15 protein-coding genes are annotated in these 23544 nt (G+C 54.5%); 2 read left to right on the forward strand and 13 right to left on the reverse strand.

Features of this window, described 5'->3' with window-relative positions; translation table 11 throughout:
* Positions 1-25 precede the first annotated feature (25 nt).
* The 11 genes from MKY64_RS16910 to MKY64_RS16960 all read right to left on the reverse strand — a co-directional run bounded on the left by MKY64_RS16910 (position 26) and on the right by MKY64_RS16960 (position 18118).
* Complete coding sequence (locus tag MKY64_RS16910) at positions 26-589, reverse strand: lytic transglycosylase domain-containing protein (RefSeq protein WP_340958103.1); 564 nt, start codon at positions 587-589, stop codon at positions 26-28.
* Positions 589-1185: a dephospho-CoA kinase gene (coaE, locus tag MKY64_RS16915; RefSeq protein WP_036725559.1), complete on the reverse strand. Its 597-nt coding sequence runs from the start codon at positions 1183-1185 to the stop codon at positions 589-591. The genes MKY64_RS16910 and coaE overlap by 1 nt, the downstream gene beginning before the upstream one ends.
* A gap of 9 nt (positions 1186-1194) precedes the next feature.
* The gene (ytaF, locus tag MKY64_RS16920; RefSeq protein WP_036725560.1) at positions 1195-1896 is read right to left on the reverse strand and encodes a sporulation membrane protein YtaF; all 702 of its coding nucleotides are present in this window, start codon (positions 1894-1896) and stop codon (positions 1195-1197) included.
* Positions 1897-2074: 178 nt separating this feature from the next.
* Positions 2075-2917, reverse strand: a complete 843-nt coding sequence (gene mutM, locus MKY64_RS16925; RefSeq protein ID WP_340958104.1) for a DNA-formamidopyrimidine glycosylase — start codon at positions 2915-2917, stop codon at positions 2075-2077.
* A 51-nt stretch (positions 2918-2968) separates the two neighbouring features.
* Positions 2969-5641 carry a DNA polymerase I gene (gene polA / locus MKY64_RS16930; RefSeq protein ID WP_340954496.1) on the reverse strand — a complete coding sequence of 891 codons (2673 nt, stop codon included), beginning with the start codon at positions 5639-5641 and terminating at the stop codon, positions 2969-2971.
* Positions 5642-5790: 149 nt separating this feature from the next.
* Positions 5791-6450, reverse strand: a complete 660-nt coding sequence (gene phoU / locus MKY64_RS16935) for a phosphate signaling complex protein PhoU (RefSeq protein ID WP_340954500.1) — start codon at positions 6448-6450, stop codon at positions 5791-5793.
* An 80-nt stretch (positions 6451-6530) separates the two neighbouring features.
* Complete coding sequence (gene pstB, locus MKY64_RS16940) at positions 6531-7286, reverse strand: phosphate ABC transporter ATP-binding protein PstB (protein WP_036725565.1); 756 nt, start codon at positions 7284-7286, stop codon at positions 6531-6533.
* A 160-nt stretch (positions 7287-7446) separates the two neighbouring features.
* Positions 7447-8175: a response regulator transcription factor gene (locus MKY64_RS16945; protein WP_076082862.1), complete on the reverse strand. Its 729-nt coding sequence runs from the start codon at positions 8173-8175 to the stop codon at positions 7447-7449.
* A gap of 128 nt (positions 8176-8303) precedes the next feature.
* Positions 8304-10097 (reverse strand): two-component system histidine kinase PnpS, encoded by a 1794-nt coding sequence (gene pnpS / locus MKY64_RS16950; RefSeq protein WP_340954502.1) that lies wholly within the window; start codon positions 10095-10097, stop codon positions 8304-8306.
* 601 nt (positions 10098-10698) lie between these two features.
* Complete coding sequence (locus tag MKY64_RS16955) at positions 10699-15024, reverse strand: carbohydrate binding domain-containing protein (RefSeq protein WP_340954505.1); 4326 nt, start codon at positions 15022-15024, stop codon at positions 10699-10701.
* An 82-nt stretch (positions 15025-15106) separates the two neighbouring features.
* Positions 15107-18118: a carbohydrate binding domain-containing protein gene (locus MKY64_RS16960; RefSeq protein WP_340954508.1), complete on the reverse strand. Its 3012-nt coding sequence runs from the start codon at positions 18116-18118 to the stop codon at positions 15107-15109.
* Positions 18119-18440: 322 nt separating this feature from the next.
* Here MKY64_RS16960 and MKY64_RS16965 point away from each other — a divergent pair, with 322 nt between their 5' ends.
* On the forward strand, positions 18441-19391 hold the full coding sequence (locus MKY64_RS16965) for a hypothetical protein (RefSeq protein ID WP_340958105.1): 951 nt from the start codon (positions 18441-18443) through the stop codon (positions 19389-19391).
* A 66-nt stretch (positions 19392-19457) separates the two neighbouring features.
* On the opposite strand, the gene MKY64_RS16970 is transcribed toward MKY64_RS16965, so the two are convergent.
* Positions 19458-21161 carry a fumarate hydratase gene (locus MKY64_RS16970; protein WP_340958106.1) on the reverse strand — a complete coding sequence of 568 codons (1704 nt, stop codon included), beginning with the start codon at positions 21159-21161 and terminating at the stop codon, positions 19458-19460.
* Positions 21162-21265: 104 nt separating this feature from the next.
* Between MKY64_RS16970 and yfbR the strand changes: the two genes are divergently transcribed.
* Positions 21266-21910: a 5'-deoxynucleotidase gene (gene yfbR, locus MKY64_RS16975; RefSeq protein WP_340954511.1), complete on the forward strand. Its 645-nt coding sequence runs from the start codon at positions 21266-21268 to the stop codon at positions 21908-21910.
* A gap of 484 nt (positions 21911-22394) precedes the next feature.
* Here the strand turns inward: yfbR and thiH are convergent, their stop codons facing one another.
* A complete protein-coding gene (thiH, locus tag MKY64_RS16980) occupies positions 22395-23516 on the reverse strand; it encodes a 2-iminoacetate synthase ThiH (RefSeq protein ID WP_340954513.1) in 1122 nt (373 codons plus the stop codon).
* Positions 23517-23544 lie beyond the last annotated feature (28 nt).

Consider the following 23544-nt stretch of genomic DNA (forward strand, 5'->3'; position numbering starts at 1 on the left):
AACAGCAGCAGAAGTAACAAGCACCCTAGAACTCACTATAGAGCTCGGTGTATTGATCATAATAATAAATTACACGCTGTACGTAGTGACGGGTCTCACCGAACGGAATGTCCTTCACAGAGGCTTCTGTTCCGTCCCATTGCCCTTCATCCAACCAGCTCTGCACCTTACCAGGTCCGGCATTATAGGCGGCTATGACCGCTATACGGTTGCCGTCGAACTGCTTGGACAGCGTAGACAAATACCAGGTGCCCAGTTCAATATTGGAGGAGGGCTCTTCCTTCAGCCGCTCCAGCGACACGTCGGGGAGCTTGGCCTTTTCGAGCGCCCACTTGGCGGTATCCGGCATGAGCTGCATGAGCCCCAGTGCGCCTTTTTTGGATTCGCGGCCAGTCTTATAATTGGTCTCCACACGGATGATGGACGCCACCAGGAATGGGTCCATCTCATACGTCTGGCTGTGCTGGCGGATCTCTGCTTTAAAATAAATGGGATAAAACCATGACATCCAGTTGGAGCCAAGAAACAGGATCGCGGTGAAGCCGATGAACAGCAGCAGCAGGACTCTTTTTTTGCGCAGCCACTTCATCATATCAGACCCAGCCTGTCCCACAGACGGGCAACCTGAAGCTCGGCAGACTCAGGATCACCGCTATTGTCGATCACAAATGTCGCTTTCCTGCGCTTCAGTTCAATATCCATCTGCGACCTCAGCCGGTCCTCAGCCTGTTCCAGCTTCATTCCGCTGCGCTCCATGAGGCGGGCTAGCTGCACCCTCCTCGGAACATAGACCACAATAATCTGATCGAACAAGGAATCCAGCTCTGATTCGTAGAGCAGCGGAATGTCCACAATGACGAGCCGCTGCGGATTCTCTTGTTCAAGCGCATACATTCTGTCCTTAATCTCCCTGCGGATTGCCGGATGGGTCAGGTTATTCAGTGTCTTGAGCGCCTCCGGGTCCCGGAAGACAATCTCGCCAAGACCTGCCCGGTCCAGCGAACCGTCAGGCAGCAGAATGCGGTCTCCAAAAGCCTCCACCGCCGCCGCCAGCACCGGGTGCCCGGGGAGCATCACCTCTCTGGCGATGACATCGGCATCCACCAGTGCAGCTCCCTTGCGGACAAACAGTGCAGACACGGTGCTTTTTCCCGAAGCGATGCCTCCGGTTAAGCCTATAATCATGTACTCACCTCATAATAACTTCATTATACCCATTACAATTAATAATATCGCGGGCAGCGCAGCGGCATGCTTCATCCAGTAGCTGCCTGATAATCTCAGTCCTGTCTTCATTCCCATCAGCAAAAAGGTCCCGCTGAATACAGCGATCATCAGCGAGGTGGACCACGGGCTGAATCCGAGTAGTGCCGCACCGAGGCCGGCACCGAAGGCATCCAGCGACAACGCGATCCCCAGGATCATGGCTTCCATGGAGGAGATGCTTCCCGAGGCATCCATATCAGCGGAAGACGGCGTGCGGAGAATCTGTATAACCACGCCCAGATGGCGAAGCTCCAGCGAGAATACAGCCGGCTTCAGCTCTGCCTCAGCACTCTGTGCGGCAGCAGCCGTCTCCCTCCTGATCTCCTGCCCGGGCGCAGCCTCTTCCTGCTCCTTCTCCTTCTGTGTCAGCATCTGGAACAGGGACCAACAGCCCATTAAGACGAGAATAACCGCTCCGACACTGGAAGCGGCATTCGGGGAGACTACCTTTGCCAGCAGCACGCCGACCTGCATAGAACCATAAATGACGACCCCTGAACAGAGCGAGATAATGATAATGGAGAGCAGGGGAATTTTCATTTTACGCAGTCCATATGTAATGCCTACACCAAATCCATCCAGACTAAGCGCAAACGCAAGCAACAGCAGTGACAACAATGGGCTAAGCACCCGCAATCCCTCCCGTGAAGAACCGGAGCCGGAGCTCCGTTTCGCCATAATCAGCAATCTTCACACATTATATGGGCGGGACGGGCAGGAAGTGCCTGCCTTTATACATAACGGTTATAACTCAGATGTAACTTGCCTGGAAACGGGCTGTAAATGCGGCGCTGACTCTAAATAAATATTACAGAATCAGTACAGGTACCGGCTGGCAGCTGGGACAATAATGCGTTCCCCGTCCGCCGACCACACTCTTCTCAATCAGCGTGCCGCAGGTGGCACACGGCTGATCCTTGCGTCCGTAGATCTTGTGCTGATCCTGGTAGCTCCCGCTCTCTCCCTGGCCGTTGACATATGACTTCACGGAGGAGCCTCCGGCATTCACTGCTTCCGTCAGTGTTGCGACAATAGCATGATGCAGTCTGGCCAGCTGATCCTCCGAGAGGGACTTCGCGGTCTCCTCCGGGTGGATGCCTGCACGGTGCAGGGACTCATCTACATAAATATTGCCGATACCTACTATATATTCCTGATTGAGCAGCAGCGGCTTGATCTTGGTGCTCCGCTTAACGACAATCTCCTTGAACCGTTCCAGCGTGAAATCGGCATCCAGCGGCTCCTGCCCCAGCTTGTTCAGCGGCTTCAGCTGCAGATCCTCTCCCGGCTGGAATAGATGCATCGTCCCGAACTGGCGCACATCCGTATAACGCAGCTCCGTCCCATCTGTGAAATGGAAAATAACATGCGTATGCTTGTCCAGCAGCTCGCCCTCACGGTACACCCCGTAACGGCCCTCCATCCGCAGATGGGAGACCATCACCAGCCCGTCAAATACGAAACGCAGGAACTTGCCTCTGCGCTCAACCGTTACCACTGTATGGCCTGCCAGCATATGGGCAAAGACCTGAATATCATCCGGGCGCTGAATGATCCGCGGCAGCCGGACGGTGACATGCTCTATCTGCTTGCCTGTAATTAACTCATTAAGTGTTCTTCTGACTGTTTCGACTTCCGGCAATTCCGGCATCATGGCTCACCTCCACTCCATTATACCGGATATCTGCCATGTGCGGGGAGCCTATTTCGCTTCGTACCAGTTGCTGCCATAACTTACCTCTGCCTTCAGCGGAACAGACAGCTGCAGCGCTCCGGCCATCACCTCGGGCAGAAGCTGCTTCATTTGCTCCAGCTCCTCCTCCGGCACCTCGAATACTAACTCATCGTGTACCTGGAGCAGCATCCGGCTCTTCAGGCCGCGCTCATGCAGCGCCTTGTCCATATGAACCATGGCCAGCTTGATAATATCCGCAGCGGTTCCCTGAATCGGCGTATTCATCGCCGTACGTTCTGCGAAGGACCGCAGATTGAAGTTCTTCGCATTGATCTCCGGCAGATAACGGCGGCGTTCCAGCAGAGTAGTAACATACCCCTGCTTACGGGCCTCGACTACGATATCATCCATGTAACGGCGCACACCTTGGAACACCTCGAAATACTGCTCAATGAACCTGGCCGCTTCCTTGCGCGGGATGTTCAGGTTCTGCGACAGGCCGTAATCGCTGATGCCGTAGACAATCCCGAAGTTAACTGCTTTGGCGGAGCGGCGCATATTACTGTCCACACTCTCCGCAGGGACGCCGAATACGTCCATGGCGGTCTTAGTATGAATATCCATATCCTCGACAAAAGCTTCCTTCATCCGCTCATCACCTGAGATATGCGCCAGCACACGCAGCTCGATCTGCGAGTAATCCGCCGCCAGAATCGACCAGCCCGGCTCGGAGGGCACGAATACCTTACGGATCTTGCGGCCCTCTTCGAGCCGGATTGGAATGTTCTGCAGGTTCGGGAACTGGCTGCTGAGCCGGCCCGTGGCCGCAATCGTCTGCCGGTAAAAGGTGTGTACCTTGCCGGTCTCCGGCGAGATTTCCTTCATCAGGCCTTCCACATACGTGGATTGCAGCTTGGCAATGGTACGGTATTGCAGAATCAGGCGCACAGCGTCATGATAAGGCGCAAGCTTTTCCAGTACCTCGGCATCCGTCGAATACCCGGTCTTCGTCTTCTTCACGACCGGCAGACCGAGCTTCACGAACAGAACCTCGCCCAGCTGCTTCGGAGAATTAAGATTGAATTCGGTTCCGCAAGCGGAGTAGATCTCAGTGACCAGCCGGGAGATCTGGGCTTCAAATTCCCTGCCGAGCTGGACGAGATCATCCTTGTTAACAGCAATGCCCTGCTTCTCCATATCGGCGAGAATCCGTGACAGCGGCATCTCCAGGTCCTGGAACAGACCGGTCATGTCCGTCTTGTCCAGCTCCTCCTGCTGCTTCTGTACAATGCCAAGCACAGTCGCACTCTTACGGGCGACATGCTCACCGAGAATCTTAAGCTCAGGAATTCTATATTTGGCCCCTTTGCCGAAGACATCCTCATCCGGCGACAAGCGGGGTAGGCCGTATTTCGTGGTCAGGTCATTCAGATTCTGGCTGGCTTCGGTCGGGTCCAGCAGGTAGGCGGCCAGCTGAACATCGTTAGCGGCTCCGGCAAAAGCAATCCCCTGCCAATGCAGCGCCAGATCGGCACGGTGCAGATCATACCCGCTCTTCGGCGCCTGCTCGTCACCGAGCCAGTCCCGCAGGGGTGCTGCCGCCTTACTCTTCAGCAAGGCAAAAGACACAAAGTAATGCTGCTCCGGCGAAGACAGCCCGAGACCGATCACTTCGGCACGGTGCGGGTTCTCCCCGTTAGATTCCACATGCAGGGCGGAGATGCCCGGCAGTGCCTGAACCAGCTTCTCTATTCCGGCTTCGTCAACAATTGTAATATTAAGCTCTGCGGCTTCCACCACGGGGGAACCCGTCAGGCTGCCGTCCGCCGCATGTGAATAGGCGCTCAGCGACAGGCGCTCCAGCAGCGAGCGGAATTCCAGCTTGGCGAGCGCCGGCCCAGCCGTGTCCGTGTTAATCCCGCTGAAGACCATATCCTCCCACGTATGCTCAAGCGGAACCTCGCGGTAGATCGTCGCCAACTTTTTGCTCATGATGGCGCTGTCCGCATGCTCTTCCAGCTTCTCTTTCATCTTGCCCTTCAGCTCACCGGTTCCGGCCAGCACGCCCTCCACCGATCCGAACTGCTGGAGCAGCTTAAGCGCTGTCTTCTCCCCGACTCCCGGCACCCCGGGAATATTATCGCTGGCATCGCCCATCAGCCCCTTCAGATCAATGATCTGCTCTGGGGTGAGATCATATTTGTCACGGATCTGCTTAGGTCCGTAAAGTTCCACTTCCGTAACTCCCTTGCGCACCAGCGCTATGGTGGTATGCTCGGAAGCCAGCTGCAGCATATCCTTATCCCCGGACACAATCATCACCTGACGGCCGGCGGCATCCGCTTCCCTGGAGATGGTGCCGATAATATCGTCGGCCTCGTAGCCTGCAATCTCGAACTGCGGAACTCCCAGACCCTTCAGCAGTTCCTTGAGCAGCGGGAACTGCTCGGACAGCTCCGGCGGGGTCTTCTGACGCCCGCCCTTATAATCCTCATAGCCTTCATGCCGGAAGGTAATCTTCCCCGCGTCGAAGGCTACAATCATATGTGTCGGTTTATGCTCCTCCAGCAGACGCAGCAGCATCGTCGTGAAACCGTATACCGCATTCGTCTGCTGTCCCGCTGTATTCGTCAGCGGCGGCATGGCGAAGAACGCCCGGTAAATGATATTATTTCCATCAATGAGTATCAGCTTGTCCACACTAGCACCTCGCCTTTTTCTTGCTTTCTCCTTACATAGTAACATATGCTCCGCACCAAGACGAAATGGCTCTGCCACGAATCGCCGCTTTATGCCAAAATAAAAAACAAGCCCCCGGAATGAAGGCTTGCCTCTGGCAGTCTATACTGTTATTGGTTCAAATCCGGACGTTTACCTGTAACCAGATACACTACACTCTCGCCAATATTCGTGGCATGATCGGCAATCCGCTCAATGTAACGGCCAACCAGTGTGAGCAGCATCGCCTGATTCACTGTCTCAGGCCTCTGAACCATATAAGTGTACAGTTCGTTAATCATCGCGCTGTACAGACCATCGACCTGATCGTCATCCTGCGCCATTTTGTAGGCCAGATCCGTATTCTCGTCCAGATAAGACTGAATAGCCTCCGTGGTCATGATCGTAACAAGCTCAGCCATGCGCGGAATATCCACAAGCGGCTTAATCAGCTGCTGTCCCTGGATGCGCATCGTTACCTTGGCTACATCCAGTGCCAGATCGCCCATACGCTCCAGATCGCTGGAGATTTTGAAGGCTACAATAATGCGGCGCAGGTCCTTCGCCACCGGCTGCTGGGTGATGATCAGCCGTGAGCCGATCTCCATAATCCGGTCTTCCATGGCGTTCAGCCGCAGGTCCGCTTTGACAATCTCCTGCGCCCGTACCGTATCAAGGGTCTGTAGGGCCAGTACCGCACCGTCGAGTGCATCCGTTACATGCTCGCCCATCTGCTGCAGCAGAGAGCGCAGTTCTTCCAGATCTTTATCGAATTCTTTTCTGCGAATCATATCGAAAGTGATCCTCCTCACAAACATTTGGTCATATCGGGTGAACAAGAGTGAACCTAAGACTTACGAAGCAGCCATTCTTAGCCGAAGCGGCCAGAAATATAGTCTTCTGTGCGGGAATCCTTAGGGTTCGAGAACAGCAGCTCCGTGTCCGCAGCCTCCACAATAACACCGTTCAGGAAAAATACAGTGCGTCCCGATACCCGGGCGGCCTGATGCATATTATGCGTGACCATTACAATCGTATACTTATCCCGCAGCTCCTGGACCAGCTCCTCAATCTTGAGTGTGGACACCGGGTCTAGCGCTGAAGTCGCCTCATCCATCAGCAGAATATCCGGCTGTACGGCAAGGGCTCTGGCAATACAGAGACGCTGCTGCTGGCCTCCGGACAGACTTAAGGCCGACTTTTTGAGGAAATCCTTCACTTCCTCCCAGAGTGCAGACTGGCGCAGACTTTGCTCTACCAGGACATCCAGCTCGGCTTTGCTCTTCACACCGTGCAGACGCGGGCCATAAGCCACGTTATCATAGATCGACTTGGGAAAAGGATTGGGCTGCTGGAACACCATCCCCACCTGCTTGCGCAGACTCTCCACTTCAATCTCGTCGCTGTAGATGTTTTTGCCGCCGATATTCACTTTACCTTCAATACGTGTTCCGGGAATCATGTCGTTCATACGGTTAAGGGTACGCAGCAATGTGGATTTCCCGCAGCCGGAGGGTCCGATAAACGCAGTCACCTGCTTCTCCGGAATCTGCAAATCCACCTTCTTCAGGGCATGGAATGACTCATAGTAGAGATCTAGCTTCTCTATGTCAATGATGGATTTCATTAGTTTCTGTTGTCTCCTTCTCATCATCTTCGTTCCCCATGATAAGCTTTCAGTGTAAATAGAGCTCCAGAGAATTGTTAACGCAGTGTAAAAATCCTTGTACAGTTAGACAATGCCGGAGGAGAAGATGCTTATCTTGTGAGAAAAGAACACCGTCATGTTAAATGACTGGTGTTCTCTTCTTGTTGACAACCAGCTTGTAGCCCACGCCGCGGATGGAATCAATATGCACGGATTCAGGGTCAAGCTCCAGCTTCTTGCGCAGGGAACTGACATGCACATCGACGGTACGCTGGCCTCCGATATAGTCGAAGCCCCAGACCGCATTCATCAGATCATCCCGTGTCAGGACAACGCCCGGCTTGCGGGCCAGATACAGCAGGACTTCAAATTCCTTCGGCCGCAGATTGATGCTCTGTCCGCCCAGCGAGACTTCATAACGCTCAGGGTAGATCTCCAGCTGTCCGAGAATAATCGTCGATGCAGACACCGCCGTCTCGGGCGGAGCTTCTTCGGCAATACCGGAGATCCGCCGCAGTACAGCGCTGACCCGCGCCAGCAGCTCGGATACGCCGAAGGGCTTCGTAATATAGTCATCCGCCCCGGACTTCAGCCCGCGGACGACATCCTCTTCCGCATTCTTGGCCGTCAGCACTATAACCGGTGTGCGGATGCCTTGTCCACGCAATTTATCCAGAATGTCAATGCCGTTCATGCCGGGCAGCATCAGATCCAGTACGATCAAGTCAAAAGGTTCTCTAGTCGCACGGTCATATCCTGCCGTTCCATGATCCTCCACCGTCACCTCGTAGCCTTCCTGTGTCAGGTTATAAGACAGCAGCCGGGCCAGTGTCGGTTCGTCTTCAATGACAAGCAATCGTTGTGCCATAGGTTCCCCCGTCTTTTCATAGGTTATTAATTTTACAAAACTGCACACATGCACATCATAGCACCACAATGTTAACTTGGTGTAAAATCATAAATTTATTCTCTATTGATCCGTTATGATCCGCAGGGTTATAGATTCTCTTCCTGCAGCAGCGGCAGTTCAAGGATGAACGAGCTGCCGATGCCCAGATCGCTCTCAACGTTAATTGACCCGCGGTGCAGCTCAACCAGATGCTTCACGATGGATAGACCGAGGCCGGTTCCGCCGGAGCTTCTGGAGCGGGCTTTGTCCACCCGGTAAAAGCGTTCAAAGATCCGGGGCAGATCCTTGCGCGGAATCCCCATCCCCGTATCACTGACTGTAAAGCGTACGCTCTCGGTGCCATCCTTCTTCTGGATGCTCACTGCGGTGACTCTGACATTCCCCCCGTCCTGGGTGTAGTTGATCGCATTGGAGAGCAGATTCATGAAGATCTGGCGCAGCTTGTCTTCATCTCCCTCAATGAATAGCTCCGCAGGCACATCCGAGCTAAGTGTAATCTTCTTCTTCTCCGCAACCTTACTGAGCGTTTCCAGTACGGAGTCGAAGAATTCGATCAGATGAACCGGGGAGCATTCCAGCTGAACGCGTTTGGATTCGATTTTGGACAGCTCCAGGATGTCGCCGATCAGGCGGTTCAGCCGTTCATTCTCATCGTAAATAATCTGCAGGAACGAACGCGCCGTCTTCTCATCTGTAACGCCACCGCCGAGGAGGGTCTCGGCGAAGCCTTTTACCGCAGCGACAGGGGTCTTCAGCTCGTGGGAGACATTGGCGACGAATTCGCTGCGCATTTTCTCGAGCCTGCGGATCTCTGTAACCTCCTGAAGCAGGAACAGCATGCCCCGAGAACAGCCGTCCTGAATCATCGGCACCCCATCCAGACGCACAATCCGCTCCACCGGATTATAGATGCTGCGCTCCTCGTGAATAGGTTCACCTGCGGACACCCCATCATCAATTAGCCGGGTAAGCTCATAATGATGCTTAATCTCCTTGTAGGAATGTCCGGTCATCTCGCTGTGCTTCACATCGAGCAGCCGTTCGGCGGCCCGGTTAAGCAGGGCAATCTCCCCTTCAGCGTTAATCATCACGATCCCGCCGGTCATATTGTCGAGTACGCTCTGCAGCAGGTCCTCATTGTCGCGGATGGTCTTCAGCTGGGCCTGGAGACTGTCGGCCATCGCGTTGATGGCTGTAGCCAGCTGGCCGATCTCATCCTTGCGCTTCATGGGCACCCGGGCATCGTAATCGAGATCGGTAATCCGCCGCGCCACTCTGGTGATCTGCTCCAGCGGTGAGGTCATACTGGAAGCCACCTTGTAGCTCACCAAGGTTGCGGCAATGAACAGCAGCACCAGCCCCCCTGCCATGATCATCCACGCCCGGTTCAGTCCTTCGGATACGGTATCGAGCCCCATCGACAGCCGGATATACCCGTCAAAGCCCTGATCGGAGGACACGGAACCCGCCACATACATCATTTCACGGTCTAATGTATCGCTGTAACGGATCGCCCGGCCAATCCCTTCCTTCGCGGCCAGCAGCTCCTCTTCGCGGGTAGAGTGGTTGTCCATATCACGCGGATTCTTCTCCGAGTCCCCAATGACCCGGCCTTGCTTCGTAATGAAGGTGACACGTGATCCGGTCAAGATGGATATCCTCTCTGCCTGTTCTGTATAGTAGTTCAGGGCATCCGGGCTGCTGGTATCCATGAATGAGAAGGTGCCGGAGAGCAGCTTTATTTCCCGGGACATGTTCTCTTCCAGCACGGAAATATGCGAATCCTTGAACAGCTGAGCCATGGTGATCCCGGCCCCGGTCATTGATATTCCTATCAGTGCCATAAGTATGATGGTAAGTCGAATGCGGAATGGTTTCATCTGCGGCGGTCCTCTTCCCTCGTGTTTATGTCCATGAGAACACTCTACCTGCATTTTCGGCAAAATACCAGTTCCGGCGGCGATTATCAACGGGGTGTAAAATGTGCGGGGGGCGAGGGAGGAGCGTTGTCTAAGATCCAAGAGCCTGGGCCGAGGATGGAGCGCTGTCTGAGATCCAAGAGCCTGGGCCGAGGATGGAGCGCTGTCTGAGATCCAAGAGCCTGGGCCGAGGATGGAGCGCTGTCTGAGATCCAAGAGCCTGGGCCGAGGATGGAGCGCTGTGGGATCTATAATGGACGCTCCGCAAACGGACTGTTGTTCCGATCGCTGTTGTGTCCAGATTTTTATTATTTTTACCTGATCGGTGAAAATCCGGACACAAAGGCGAACGCTACCGCTTCTCCGCGGGTCAGTCCGCCCGCTGCGCTGTTTAAGTGGTGGGAGATACAGGAAAACCCTGTAAACCTCAGACCCTCGCACACATCCAGCACGCTCACCCTTGCTCCTATACAATGTATTCGGTTTTCCGAATACAATCGGCCCGCGTACCTCGCCGCTAAACATTGTGTTCGGTTTTCCGCATACATTCGGCTCGCACACCTCACCAATGCGCATTGTATTCGGTTTTCCGCACACATTTAGCCCGCAGACCCAGCACGTGCACATTGTGTTCGGTTTTCCGCATACATTCGGCCCGCACACCTCGCCACTGCCCATTATGTTCGGTTTTTCGCCTATATTTGGCCCGCATACCTCGCACCTGCGCATTGTGATCGGTTTTTCGATTACATTTGGCACGTGCACTCCCAACCTGCGCATTGTGATCGGTTTTCCGATTACATTTGGTACGTGCACTCCCAACCTGCGCATTGTGATCGGTTTTCCGATTACATTTGGCACGTGCACTCCCAACCTTCGCATTGTGATCGGTTTTTCGATTACATTTGGCACGCACACCTCTCCAACCAGAAAACGCCCTTCCTAATTGGCATACTACACCACTTAGAAAGGGCGGCCCCGTTTTGTTACTTACATGCGCTACTGATCCTTCCAGCGCTGCACGGTCAGTGTGACCGTCTGCGACCCGCCTGACGTCGTGAGCGTCCGGTTCGCAATATCTGCACCGCTGGATGCGGTCTCTACTGTGCCCCAGCTTATACGTCACGGCGCTGCCTGCCGGAAGATTCAAGGTGATGGAATAGACGCCGTCACTGCCACGGGTCAGCAGATAGGCTACATCTGCCGCATTCCAGCTGTTGAACGAACCCGTCAGATAGACCGGAGCATTCGCCGGAGTCGAACCTGGTACGTTAACCCGGAAGGTTACGCTATCCGCCTGCGGTTCCCCGGAGGTCAAGCTTCCCCCGACCAGACTGGAACTGCCGGTGCCAAAATGATAGTTATTCCCGCCATTGTTATCCCAGGTCCCGCTGCCGTTATTAAAGGCTGCGGTTAGACCTGTGGCGCTGCCAAGCGGGATGGTAATGGCTTTGTAGCCACTGAAAGTAGAGGCCTGCATCTGCACACCCGGTGAAGTCGTCCAGGTGGTCGCCCCATCCAGCTTGTAATGAATGTATGAGTTACTGAATGCCGTATTCTTGTAATAGATGGTCGCGGTGTTGCCCGCCGGTGTGGCGGTTGGCACAGGTGTCGCCGTTGGCGCTATGGTTGGTGTTGCACTCGGAGCTACCGTCGGTGTTGCGGTCGGCGCTACAGTTGGTGTAGCTTTTGGAGTTGCAATAGGCGTTGCACTTGGTTTAACTGTCGGTGCCACCGTTGGCGTAGCACTCGGCTGGGTCGTCGGGGTCGCAGTTGGTACTGTTGTCGGTGTTGCGGTCGGCGCTACAGTTGGTGTAGCAGTCGGTGCTACGGTTGGTGCCACCGTAGGAGCCACGGTCGGTGTAACCGTCGGAGCTACACTCGGCGATGCAGTTGGCGCAGCAGGACCGCCCGGCTGGATTTTGCCAGAGCCGGTGTAGGTCCAGGTGCCGGTGCCGAACAGATAATTGCTGCCCCCGTTACTGTCCCAGGTGCCGCTGCCATTGTTGAAGCAGGCTTCGAGCTGGGTAGCTGCGCCGATGTTAATGGTGATTTTGTGATAGCCTGCTACCTCAGCGGCCGGAATCGCTACGCCTGGGGCTGTCGTCCAAGTCCCGCCCACTGGACGGTAATGAATGTACGGATTGGTGTAACCCTGCTTATAATAGATCGTTACATTATTGCCCGCCGGTGTGGTAGCAGTTGCTGCGGCACTGAAGCCGGAGAGATTGCCGGAGGCATCATAGGCTTTAACTCTGTATTCATATGTTGTACTGGCCGACAAGCCACTGTCTGTATATGAGGTGGAAGCTGTTGTTCCGATTTTGATGCCATTGCGGTAGAGCTCATAGCCGGTAACACGAATATTATCTGAAGCGGCATTCCAGGTCAGCCCGATAGAAGAAGCATTAACCACTGTGGCCTGAACATTGCCTGGAACAGCCGGAGCTTCAGTATCCGGGACAGCGGGCACATCTGTGATGAACGGATGCGTCCCTTCAATAGTACCTTGCATGCTCTCCGTATATTTGCCGTTCGCCAGCTTATATTTGCCGGCACCGACATAGACCTGCTGGATATCACTTTTGGTCACATTGCCTTTAGCATCCTTGGCTTCAATGTAGTAGTCCAATAGCTGATCGCGGTAATCGGAGATGTAGGAGAAATACAGATTCCCGATATCCGTGGCCGGAACCTTCTGCATAATCGTCTTGCTGCTTGGCTGCCAGTCAACACCGTTAATATCGGCGCTCAGGTCGCGGACATTCATCGGGTATTCCGTCCACGCGCCAACCTTGGCAGGGTCAATACCAGGTACTCCGGCTGCGGCCAGACCTGCGGGATCATATACTTTGAAGGTATTATCCGCTGCGTCTGCCGTCTTATCACGGTGTGCCCGGACCTTCACCTTGATCTCGCTGATTCCGCTGGTGTCGAACGCATACGTATAGATGGCAAAAGCATTATTGTAATGCTGCAGGGTCCAGCCCTCTGCCTTGCTGACATTGGCGCTGCCCGGATTGTACGGGTAACGCTGGGGCCACCAGACGGAGGGGCCGGTTTTGTCTTTGGCCAGCTTTTGCGATACATAGGGCTTGGAGAAGTATAACGATTGATTGAAGGACAATGCCGGCTTCACGCTGTCATCCACATTCTCATCGTAATAGCCGAATCCCGAATCCATCGCAGGCAGCAGGAAATACCAGGCCAGCTCAGCAGGATTGGCACCTCCAGCATAGTCATTCGCCGTGTTGCCCTTCACAGGATAGGAGAGCATCCACGGATTCAATTGATTGCCTTCGTAGGTCACCTCACGGTCCAGCGGGTTCGCAGGCTTCCAATAATTCGGGTGCTCCTCCAGCCAGATCTGCTCAGCGGTCTTGGCATAGTTCAGGGAAGCCTGTAACAGTGCGAAATTACGCTCCAGATAATGATAGCCCTTCTCGAAGGATACCGTCATGCCTTCCTCGACACCCGCCAGATTCTTCTTCGGGGCGTAAGCAGTCCCATTCACCTGATTGAAGGCCGCGAACTGGCCTTTCCAGATCCCAAACGGCAAATGCCAATGGTACCAGGTCGGATCAGACGACGAATCCCGGGTATCGATCCAGGAGCCGTCCTGCACATGGACCACATCGGATGCGGCCGGTGTATTGCTGCGCAGATACTCATCGATCCCCATACCGGTCACGCCGCTGCTGGCATAGGTAACATTCCCGGCATTGCGCCAGGTCTCCTCGGAGCCGGCCCGGCCTGAAGAATTATCCCCGTCATGGGCCACGACAAAAATCTGCTTCTGCGCAACCAGATTCTCATACGGCTTAAGCGCATCTGCTTTTACCTGGCCCAGATACCCTTCTTCCCAGGACTGCGCCTGGGCGACAGGCACGCCGACCACTCTCGATTCTGCCCCGGTTGCCGGGTCCACATAACGGACCCAATGGGCCGTTGAGGCAAAAGGATATTTATTATAGACCACCTGCTGCTCATTGAACATCGGCTCACTCACCCAGGCTCCGGCTGTACTGACATTCTGCAGATCGCTGCGGTTGGGCGGTGAGATCATCGTATCTGTGCCCGGACTGTCCAGCAGCGGATAATCCTTAAGGGTGCGGGAGAAATGGTTGTTGCCGATCACGGACCACTGGATGCCAAGCTTGTTCAGCACCGGGATCATCCGCTCTGAGAACCCCAGCTCTGTCGGAAAAAATCCCTTAGACGACTTGTAGCTGCTGCCCAGGAAATAAGGCTGAGCCATCGTGGCTCCATGATAAATCATATCCTTGAGCAAATAGTCATTGCCGACCAGCGGTCCCATCGAATGGTGTCCGGAGAAATGGATCAGGTCGAGCATGTTGTCGCCGCCTGTGGTCCGAAGCTGATTTACGGCATTCTTCCACGGGGTTCCCCAGGCCGGATTATTGTATCCGCTTACATTTCCTTGTTGAATAATACTGTTCACATTGTTCACCACGGACCCCGACATAGTAACATGCATCTGCGCCTGGGGATGATTGCTGTGCAGCGTGTTCGCCACACTCCAGGGCCAGGTTAAATACGCGCCCGTCTTGGCGTGATGGGAATAGTAAGAGACCAGATCATCATGGGGCATGGGAGATCCATTCGGCAGATAATAGGGATATCCAGCGGGCGGATTCTGCTTCAGTTGGATCACTTCACCATCGTAGGTATAGCGGATCGGACTGCCTACAGGAGTGGAATTGTAAGTGTTCAAGTCATAGTAAGCCCAGAAATTCGGCATATGATTATGGTAGACATGCGTAGCGGCAATCTCTGCCGAGACAGGGGACACTAATGCCGGAACGCTCAGAAGCCCGCCCAGGAGCAGGGCTGTAATCTTGCGCAGGGACCTGGAGGTCTTGGTCATGGTTCAACTCCTTCTTATCGGGTTCATTCTTCGTCAAAAAAACGGGGGCGGCGGACATCCATCCCCCGCCCCCTCAAGCGGCTTACTGATCCTTCCAGCGCTGCACGCTTAGTGTCACTGTCTGTGCTCCGCCTGCCGGTGTGAGCGTCCGGTTCGCAATGTCCGCCCCGCTGGACGCGGTCTCTACCGTACCCCAGCTTCCGCGCGTCAGCTTATACGTCACGGCGCTGCCTTCCGGAAGGTTCAAGGTGATGGAATAGACGCCGTCACTGCCACGGGTCAGCAGATAGGCTGCATCTGCCGCATTCCAGCTGTTGAACGAACCCGTCAGATAGACCGGAGCATTCGCCGGAGTGGATCCCGGTACGCTAACCCGGAAGGTTATGCTGTCTGCCTGCGGTTCCCCGGAGGTCAAGCTTCCCCCAACCAGACTGGAACTGCCGGTGCCAAAATGATAGTTATTCCCGCCATTGTTATCCCAGGTCCCGCTGCCGTTATTAAAGGCTGCGGTTAGGCCTGTGGCGCTGCCAAGCGGAATGGTAATGGCTTTGTAGCCACTGAAAGTAGAGGCCTGCATCTGCACACCCGGTGAAGTCGTCCAGGTTGTCGCCCCATCCAGCTTGTAATGGATATACGAATTACTGAAGGCTGTATTCTTGTAATAGATCGTCGCAGTGTTGCCCGCCGGAGTGGCGGTTGGCACAGGTGTCGCCGTTGGCGCTACGGTCGGTGATGCTGTTGGTGTTGCACTCGGTGCTACGGTTGGTGTAGCAGTCGGTGCTACGGTTGGTGCCACCGTAGGCGTCAGGGTTGGTGTCGCTGTTGGTGCTACGGTTGGTGTAGCCGTCGGCGTTGCCGTTGGCGTTACCGGACCGCCTGCCTGGATATTGCCTGTAGGCGTATAGGTCCAGGTACCGGTGCCGAACAGATAATTACTGCTACCATTGCTGTCCCAGGTGCCGCTGCCGTTATTGAAGCAGGCTTCGAGCTGGGTGGCTGCGCCGATGTTAATGGTGATTTTGTTATAGCCCGCTACCTCAGCGGCTGGAATAGCCACACCCGGAGATGTCGTCCAAGTCCCGCCCACTGGGCGGTAATGAATGTACGGATTGGTGTAACCCTGCTTGTAGTAGATTGTCACACTGTTACCGGCAGGGGTAACGATCAGAGCGGCTGCGCTGAAGGCCGACAGATTCATGGCGGCATCATACGCTTTTACCGTATAAGAATAATTAGTGCTGCCTACAAGTCCGTTATCGGTAAAAGAGGTCGTAGCCGAAGTCCCGATCTTCACTCCATTGCGGTAGATTTCGTACCCGCTCACCCCGACATTATCGGTGGAAGCTGACCAGGACACCAGCGCGCTGGAGGCATTCTGTACGGTTGCTGTTACATTTCCCGGAACACTTGGTGCTTGCGTATCGGTTACCGGCTGTGTTTTGGAGTAGATTTTGGCCGAATTGGCACTTAGAGTAACTGTAATTTGCTTACCGGTAACACCGCCCGCCTGCACGGTCACAGTATCGGAGGGGTTCAACTGGTTCACCAGAACCGTACCTGCGGTTAGTGTGCTCTCGGCGCGCAGCGGCAGCGTTACCGTCTGTGATCCGCCGGATGCATTACTGAATGCGGAGATGACCTCCTGGCCGACATTCGTTCCGCTGTCAATCCGACGGGAGAATGCGTACAGGTTCTGTGCCGACCACATTTCGCGCTGGGTGCCGGTGCGCAGGGCCGGGTTGTTTTTGCGGATCTCATTGAGCTTGGCTACATGCTTGAAGGTGCTGGCATTCTCATTGAAATAATTCTCCAGCACATTGCCGCTTGCATCCCGCTTCACCATCGACCAGCGGTTCCACGTATCCGCGATGCCGCCCGTCATGATCTGCCCGTTGCCATTGCCCTTGTTCTGCTCCGTTCCCTGGAAGACCACAGGCGTTCCGCGCACGGTGAAGATAAAGGACAAAGCATTCTGCAGCTTCTCAACACTGCCCCCGGCCTCGGTCAAGAAGCGGTTGCGGTCATGATTGTCGATGAAGGTAACCATATGGTTGGTGTTGCCGCCGTAGTAGGAGTCTTGAGCCAGGGTGCCTTTAATATTTGCGTCAAAAGACTGCCCGTACGCGAAGCTGTTCAGCACGGAGAAGAACAACGGGAAGTCGAGCATCCCCCACTCCTTATTGGTACCGACCCAGCGGGAGACGAATTCGGCATTGCCGTCGAAATTCTCCCCAAAAGTGTTCACGCCCAGCAAATTTTGCAGCTCGCCGATATCGGTCGGCTTCATCAGCTTGGCCGCATCGACACGGGCGCCGTCTGCTCCCGTATAGTCAAACCAGCCCTTGATCGAGCTGAAGATGGCCTGCTTGGCGGCAGGAACATCAAAGTCGATATCATCCAGACCACCCAGATCATGATTCTCCAGATAATCCTGGGCCCACTGATCGTACCGTCCATCGGCAAGTGACCAGTTAATGTCCCCATTGTGATGGTACCAGGCCGGATTATTGAACGGAGCCGCAGGCTGCAATGTCGGGATATCATAATACGCCTGTGTGCCCAGCATATAATCGCCGATGTGATTAGGCACGACATCAATGATCACCTTAATCCCGAGCGCATGTGCGGAGTCTACAAGTTCTTTCAGCTTTTCTTTGGTGCCGAAGTAAGGGTTCGCCTTGTTCGGATCTTTGACATTGTAGCCGTGGTAGGCCGTGTTCTTGCCGGTACCGTTGTTCTCACGGTTAGTCATCTGCGGCTCGGCTACCGGTGAGATCCAGATTGCGGTATAGCCCATATTGTGAATATACGGGAGCTTGTCAATGACCCCCTGCCAGTCCCCGCCCTTCATATAACGGAAGTCCTCCTCGGAGTTCTCCCCGTAGCGGATAGCCGCGCCTGTTGCATTATTGGAAGAATCACCGTCATGGAAGCGGTCAACCATAATCTGATAAATCGTGTCATTCTCGGTTACGGTGCCAATACTCGCAGCCTCCGCCTTAGAAGGCGGTACAACAAACAGACTCATCGTGATGGACAGTACAATGGATGCGATTAGAACGGGAACAAGCAAGCGGTTACGTTTTCTTTTCATTCCTCATCTCCCTCTCATGTAAACCGAATGCAATACACTTTCAGTAACGAATAAGCTGCCGTCAATAATTTCAATCTTTCTAATATAGGGAAACCGGTTTCCCCACTAAAAATTAACATGTCCATGTATGCGCTGTCAAGACATATAATTTATAACTTCCACAAGCCGCATCCTATAGGGGCTGCCGACTCTGCAAAACTTGAAAAAAATATTATTCGGCACAGCCGAATAGCTGCAGGTGCTTTTCAGGAACCGGTTGCCTCCAGAAAATATAGTGTTAGACTGATAAATAAAAATGCTGCAATATAAGGGGAGCGATATTATAATGAGCCCATCTATTCTGCGGGACGGATTAAGAATCATCTCTTCATGTAAAAAAGACACAGGGGATATCTGGCAGGCTCACTTTGGTGCTGCCGCTATTGGCAGTTATTTTTTTATTAAAACGAATAATCCGGCACCAGAGCTTGCCCGACTTGTAGCTTTGCAGACCGAAGCAATGATCCAAAGGATAATTGGGGAGAACGGTATACAACATCGTACCGGCTGTGACGAGCAGCTGGCTGTAACTGCCATACTTGAGGCCCTCGATGCAACGGTTGATGAGTTACACTGGGTCGGTCATAATGTGATTTACAGCGCATCGTGTCTGCTCTCCATCCACGAACTTAAAGGCTGGGGAAGTACGGAGGATCTTGCAGGAATAACCGATCTTATCCGCTCGTTTGAGCGGACAATTCCGGGGCGGTCATGGATTGGCTTCTCTGCTTCCGAGGTGAAGAGGATGGAGGTTACAGACGAGGACGGCTTTCCGGTCATCTCGACGCCCGGCGAGCTTTCTTTGCTTGTGCTGGAAGAATTAGCTCATTTCCCTGTCATTTACCGGGCAGAAGCACATCATGATCTGATCGGTCATATGCTGACTTTCTCCCACGCGTTAAACATCCTGTATGACCTTGGCCATGTCTCCTTTTTCCAAAGAGGGTTACCGCCTTTAATGAAATTGATTACAGTTCTGCGCCACAGCCGTAACCTTGTACCTGGAGAACCCATCAAGCTGGTTTCACCTGTCGATCATTTGCCCCTGAAGCCGGCTGAGCGTGCGGACGTATTGCCGACCGACATTAAGTTTTGGCAAAAGGACTATAGCGGGCAGGATTGGGATTATGGTCACGTGTTTAAATTCACCCATAGCTTCTATGACCATTTGCAGCGTGTAGAGCACAAGAAAGAGTCGTATATTGAAAAATTCCGGTATACGCTAATTCAATAAAACAGCGTCAGTCTATGGACATTACTCTCGTCCATGGCTGACGCTGTTTCTTTGTTTGAGGTCCTGTTACTTAAACACCGGCTCGCGGAACTGGGCCAGCTTGGCGGCGGAATCCTTTTCGACATCGGCATGGAGGCTGTTGCCGTGCGCATCCATGGTCACGATCGCTGCGAAGCCGTCCACCTGCAGATGCCACATCGCCTCAGGAATACCGAATTCCATGAAGTCTACGGCGTTGACCTTCTTGATACATTCTGCGTAATACTGCGCCGCACCGCCGATTGCATTGAGGTAGACGGCGCCGTGCTCCCCTAAGGCTTTGAGGGTCTTGGGTCCCATACCGCCTTTGCCGATTACAGCGCGGATGCCGAACTTCTTAATAATATCGCCCTGATACGGCTCCTCGCGGATACTGGTCGTCGGGCCAGCCGCCTTCACATGCCAGCCTTCATCATCCTTCAGCATGACCGGGCCACAGTGATAGATGACGGCACCGTTCAGATCGACAGGGGTGTCATGATCCATGAGGTATTTGTGCAGGGCATCGCGGCCGGTGTGCATCTCGCCAGAGAGGATCACCACATCGCCGACGCGCAGGCTGCGGATATCCTCCTCGCTGATCGGTGTGCTCAGGCGGATCTCGCGCGAGCCGCCTGAGCCAGCGGAAGCTGCCGCAGCCGGTTCAGATCCTGCCCCATTCCCTGAAACGGCTGCATCCGAAGCTGCTTCACCCGTCCCGGATACAATAGCCGGTGCCGCAGGAATCGTAGCATCCTCTGGCACCACGCCGGAAGCTGTCCGTTCTGCCGCAGCTACACCCACAGGTTCAGCAACCGGCTGCGGTGCAGCTTCCCCCTCAACAGATATCCCGGTGCCGCTCTCATACAGCCAATCCTGAATGTCACCAGTAGCCGGATGAACCAGAATGCCCTGGCGGCGGAAGGCCCAGCAGTTATAGGCTACAGAGACAAAGAAGCTGGCAGGCAGCCGGTTCATTACCCCGATTTTGCAGCCCAGCAGCGTCACTTCACCGCCGAAGCCCATCGTGCCGATTCCGAGCTTATTGGCATTCTCCATAATGTAATTCTCCAGCTTGCCCAAATCTTCATTAGGATTCACATCCTCAACCTTGCGGAACAGCTGCTTCTTCGCCAGCTCATAGCCCGTGGTACGGTCACCGCCGATGCCTACACCAATGAATCCTGCGCTACAGCCCTGGCCCTGCGCCTGATACACGGAATGCAGGATGCACTTGCGGATACCGTCGAGGTCGCGTCCGGCTTTGCCGAGTCCCTCCAGCTCTGCCGGAAGGCTGTACTGGATGTTCTTATTCTCGCAGCCGCCGCCCTTCAGGATCAGCCGGACGTCAATGCTCTCTTCCTCCCACTGCTCGAAGTGAATCACCGGAGTGCCTGCTCCCAGATTATCCCCGCTGTTCTCGCCGGTTAGCGAATCCACGGAATTGGGCCGCAGCTTCCCGTTCTTCGTAGCGCGGATAATTGCGCTGTGAATATCCTTCTTCATCTCTATCTGATTCACGCCCACCGGCGTATGGATTATAAAAGTCGGCATCCCCGTATCCTGGCAGATCGGTGATATTTGCTGCTCCGCCATCCCGATATTCTGCGCTATCGTGGTTAGTGCCAGTCCGGAGCGTGTCGCCCGGTCTTCCAGCGCCCGCCCTCTGGCCACTGCCCGGCGCACATCTCCCGGCAGGTTCGTGGAGGTCTCTACAATCAAATTATAAATGCTCTCTTCAAAATGCTGCATCTTCATTCAGTCTCCTCTCCATCTGGTTCAAGCGGCCCTAACTCTGGTACAATTAGTTACTATAATAGCACATTAAGCTGCTCATGAAAGGGGTTACTTCAAAATTGAACTACCATTTCTCCGCCTATCTCTACCGGCTGCAATATATCCAGCGCTGGAGCCTCATGCGCAGCACCGCCCCGGAGAACGTGGCGCAGCATTCATTCCAGGTCGCCCTGCTGGCGCACATGCTGTGCACCATCGGCAATGCCCATTTCGGCTGCTCGCTGAACGCCGACCGCGCATCCACAATGGCGCTGTTCCACGACGCCACCGAGGTCTTCACCGGCGACATCGCTACGCCGGTGAAGCATGACAACTCGCGTCTGCTGTCCAGCTTCCGCGAGATGGAGCAGGTGGCCGCCGACCGGCTGGCGGCCATGATCCCGCCGGAGCTGAGCGCAGTCTATGCGCCGCTCCTGCAGCCGCACACCAGCCCGCCCGGCTCCGAGGATGCCGGACTGCTCCGCTACGTCAAGGCAGCGGATGTGCTGGACGCTTACCTGAAATGCGTCTGGGAGGTCGCCGCAGGCAACCGCGAATTCGCCGCTGCCAGGGAGCAGACCGCCGCGAAGCTGCATGTGCTGGAGATGCCTGAGATGGAATATTTCCTTAAACACATGGCTCCGGGCTTCGAAATGTCGCTGGACGAGCTGTCTTCCAGTGCGAGTCAGGGACAGTCTGCCGTAGAGCCTGAATCTATAGAGTAAATAGAGTACAGCATTTGTATATGTTGGCTCCTAGCGTTGGCTGATATACTTACGTGTTAACAATGCTATGCGAATGCCTCTCTTAAACGGCCCGCATTTTCTCCTTCCGCACCAATTGTGTTCGGTTTTTCGCACATATTGGGCCCCACCCAGCCTTCTCGTTAGCGATTGTGTTCGGTTTTTCGCCTACATTGGGTCCACCAGCCTTCTCGCTAGGGATTGTGTTCGGTTTTTCGCCTACATTGGGCCCACATGCAACTTATAACCCTTATACAATGCAAATAACCCGCCATGAAGCGGGTTATTTGCATATGGTCAGGTTAAGTTAGACACGGTTAGTCTAGTCAGCTTAAGTTAGACACGGTTAGTCTGGTCAGTTTAAGTTGATTCGCTTAGTCTAGTCAAGTTAAGTTCATTCGTTTTTCCTGATCAGTTTAAATTACATCCGGTTTGGTCACATCAGGCTCAACCAGATTCAGCCTGCCTACCTCAACCCAAGCGGCTCGGACAGGATATCCCAGTCCTTGAATACCGGCTGGAGTCCTTGCGAACGCAGCATCTCGGCCATCTCGTTCACGCTGCGGTTGTCCGAGATTTCAAACTGCGGCGTTCCCCCTTCCAGGGAATGTCCGCCCACTTCGGTGGATACCCCTGCGGACATCTTCGTGATGCCGAGCTGGACCAGATGATCGCGCAGGGCCGCAGGCTCCCGTGTAGACAGCGAGATGCCGGAGCGCGGCAGAAATAGGCGGTAAGCCAGAATAATCTGCACCAGCGCACGGTCGGTTACATCGCTTGCGGGATTGAATTCGCCTAAGTAAGGCCGGAACCGGGGAGTCGACAGCCCGATTTCGCATTCCGGGTACTTGTCCTGCAGATATCTCGCATGCAGCGCAGTGGCCAGCGCCTCCTGGCGCCATTCGTACATGCCAAGCAGGGCTCCGATATTCACCGAACGGAACCCGGCTTGACAGCCCCGTTCGGGAGCGTCCAGACGGTTGCGGTAGACGCGTTTGGGTCCTTTTACATGCAGCGCACGATAAGTTTCCTGATGGTAGACCTCCTGATAGAGCGTCAGACCGTCCACGCCAGCTTCTCTGAGCTCAGCATATTCTGCTGTCGAGAGCGGATTCACTTCAATGCTGACGGAGGCAAAATAGCGGCGCAGCACATTCACGCAGTCCCTCACATAACCGGCCGGACTGTCCCTGCGGGATTCTCCGGTCAGAATCAGAATGTGGCGCAGGCCTGTGGCTGCGATGGTCTCCGCTTCCCGGGCGACCTGCTCCAGCGTCAGTTTTTTGCGCGGAAAATCATAAATAGAACTGAAGCTGCAATACGTGCAGTGATTCACGCAAAAATCAGCCAGGTACATCGGTGTAAACAGCTGCATCACATGGCCGAAATGCGTACGCGTTAAGCGGTGCGCCTTCTGCGCCATCTCCTCCAGATAAGGCTCCGCTGCCGGTGACAGCAGTGCCATCAGCCCCTCTTCATCGACCCGCTCTGCACGAAGCGCGCGCTTCACATCCTCTGCCGTATACCGGCTCCATAACGCTTCGTAAGGCAGCTGCTCCAGCCGGGTCATCGTCTCATAAAAGCTCATAACCGTTCTCTCCTCCCTATTCCATCTG

The organism is Paenibacillus sp. FSL R7-0210, from assembly GCF_038009085.1.
In the GTDB taxonomy this organism is placed as follows: Bacteria; Bacillota; Bacilli; order Paenibacillales; family Paenibacillaceae; genus Paenibacillus_AQ; species Paenibacillus_AQ silagei.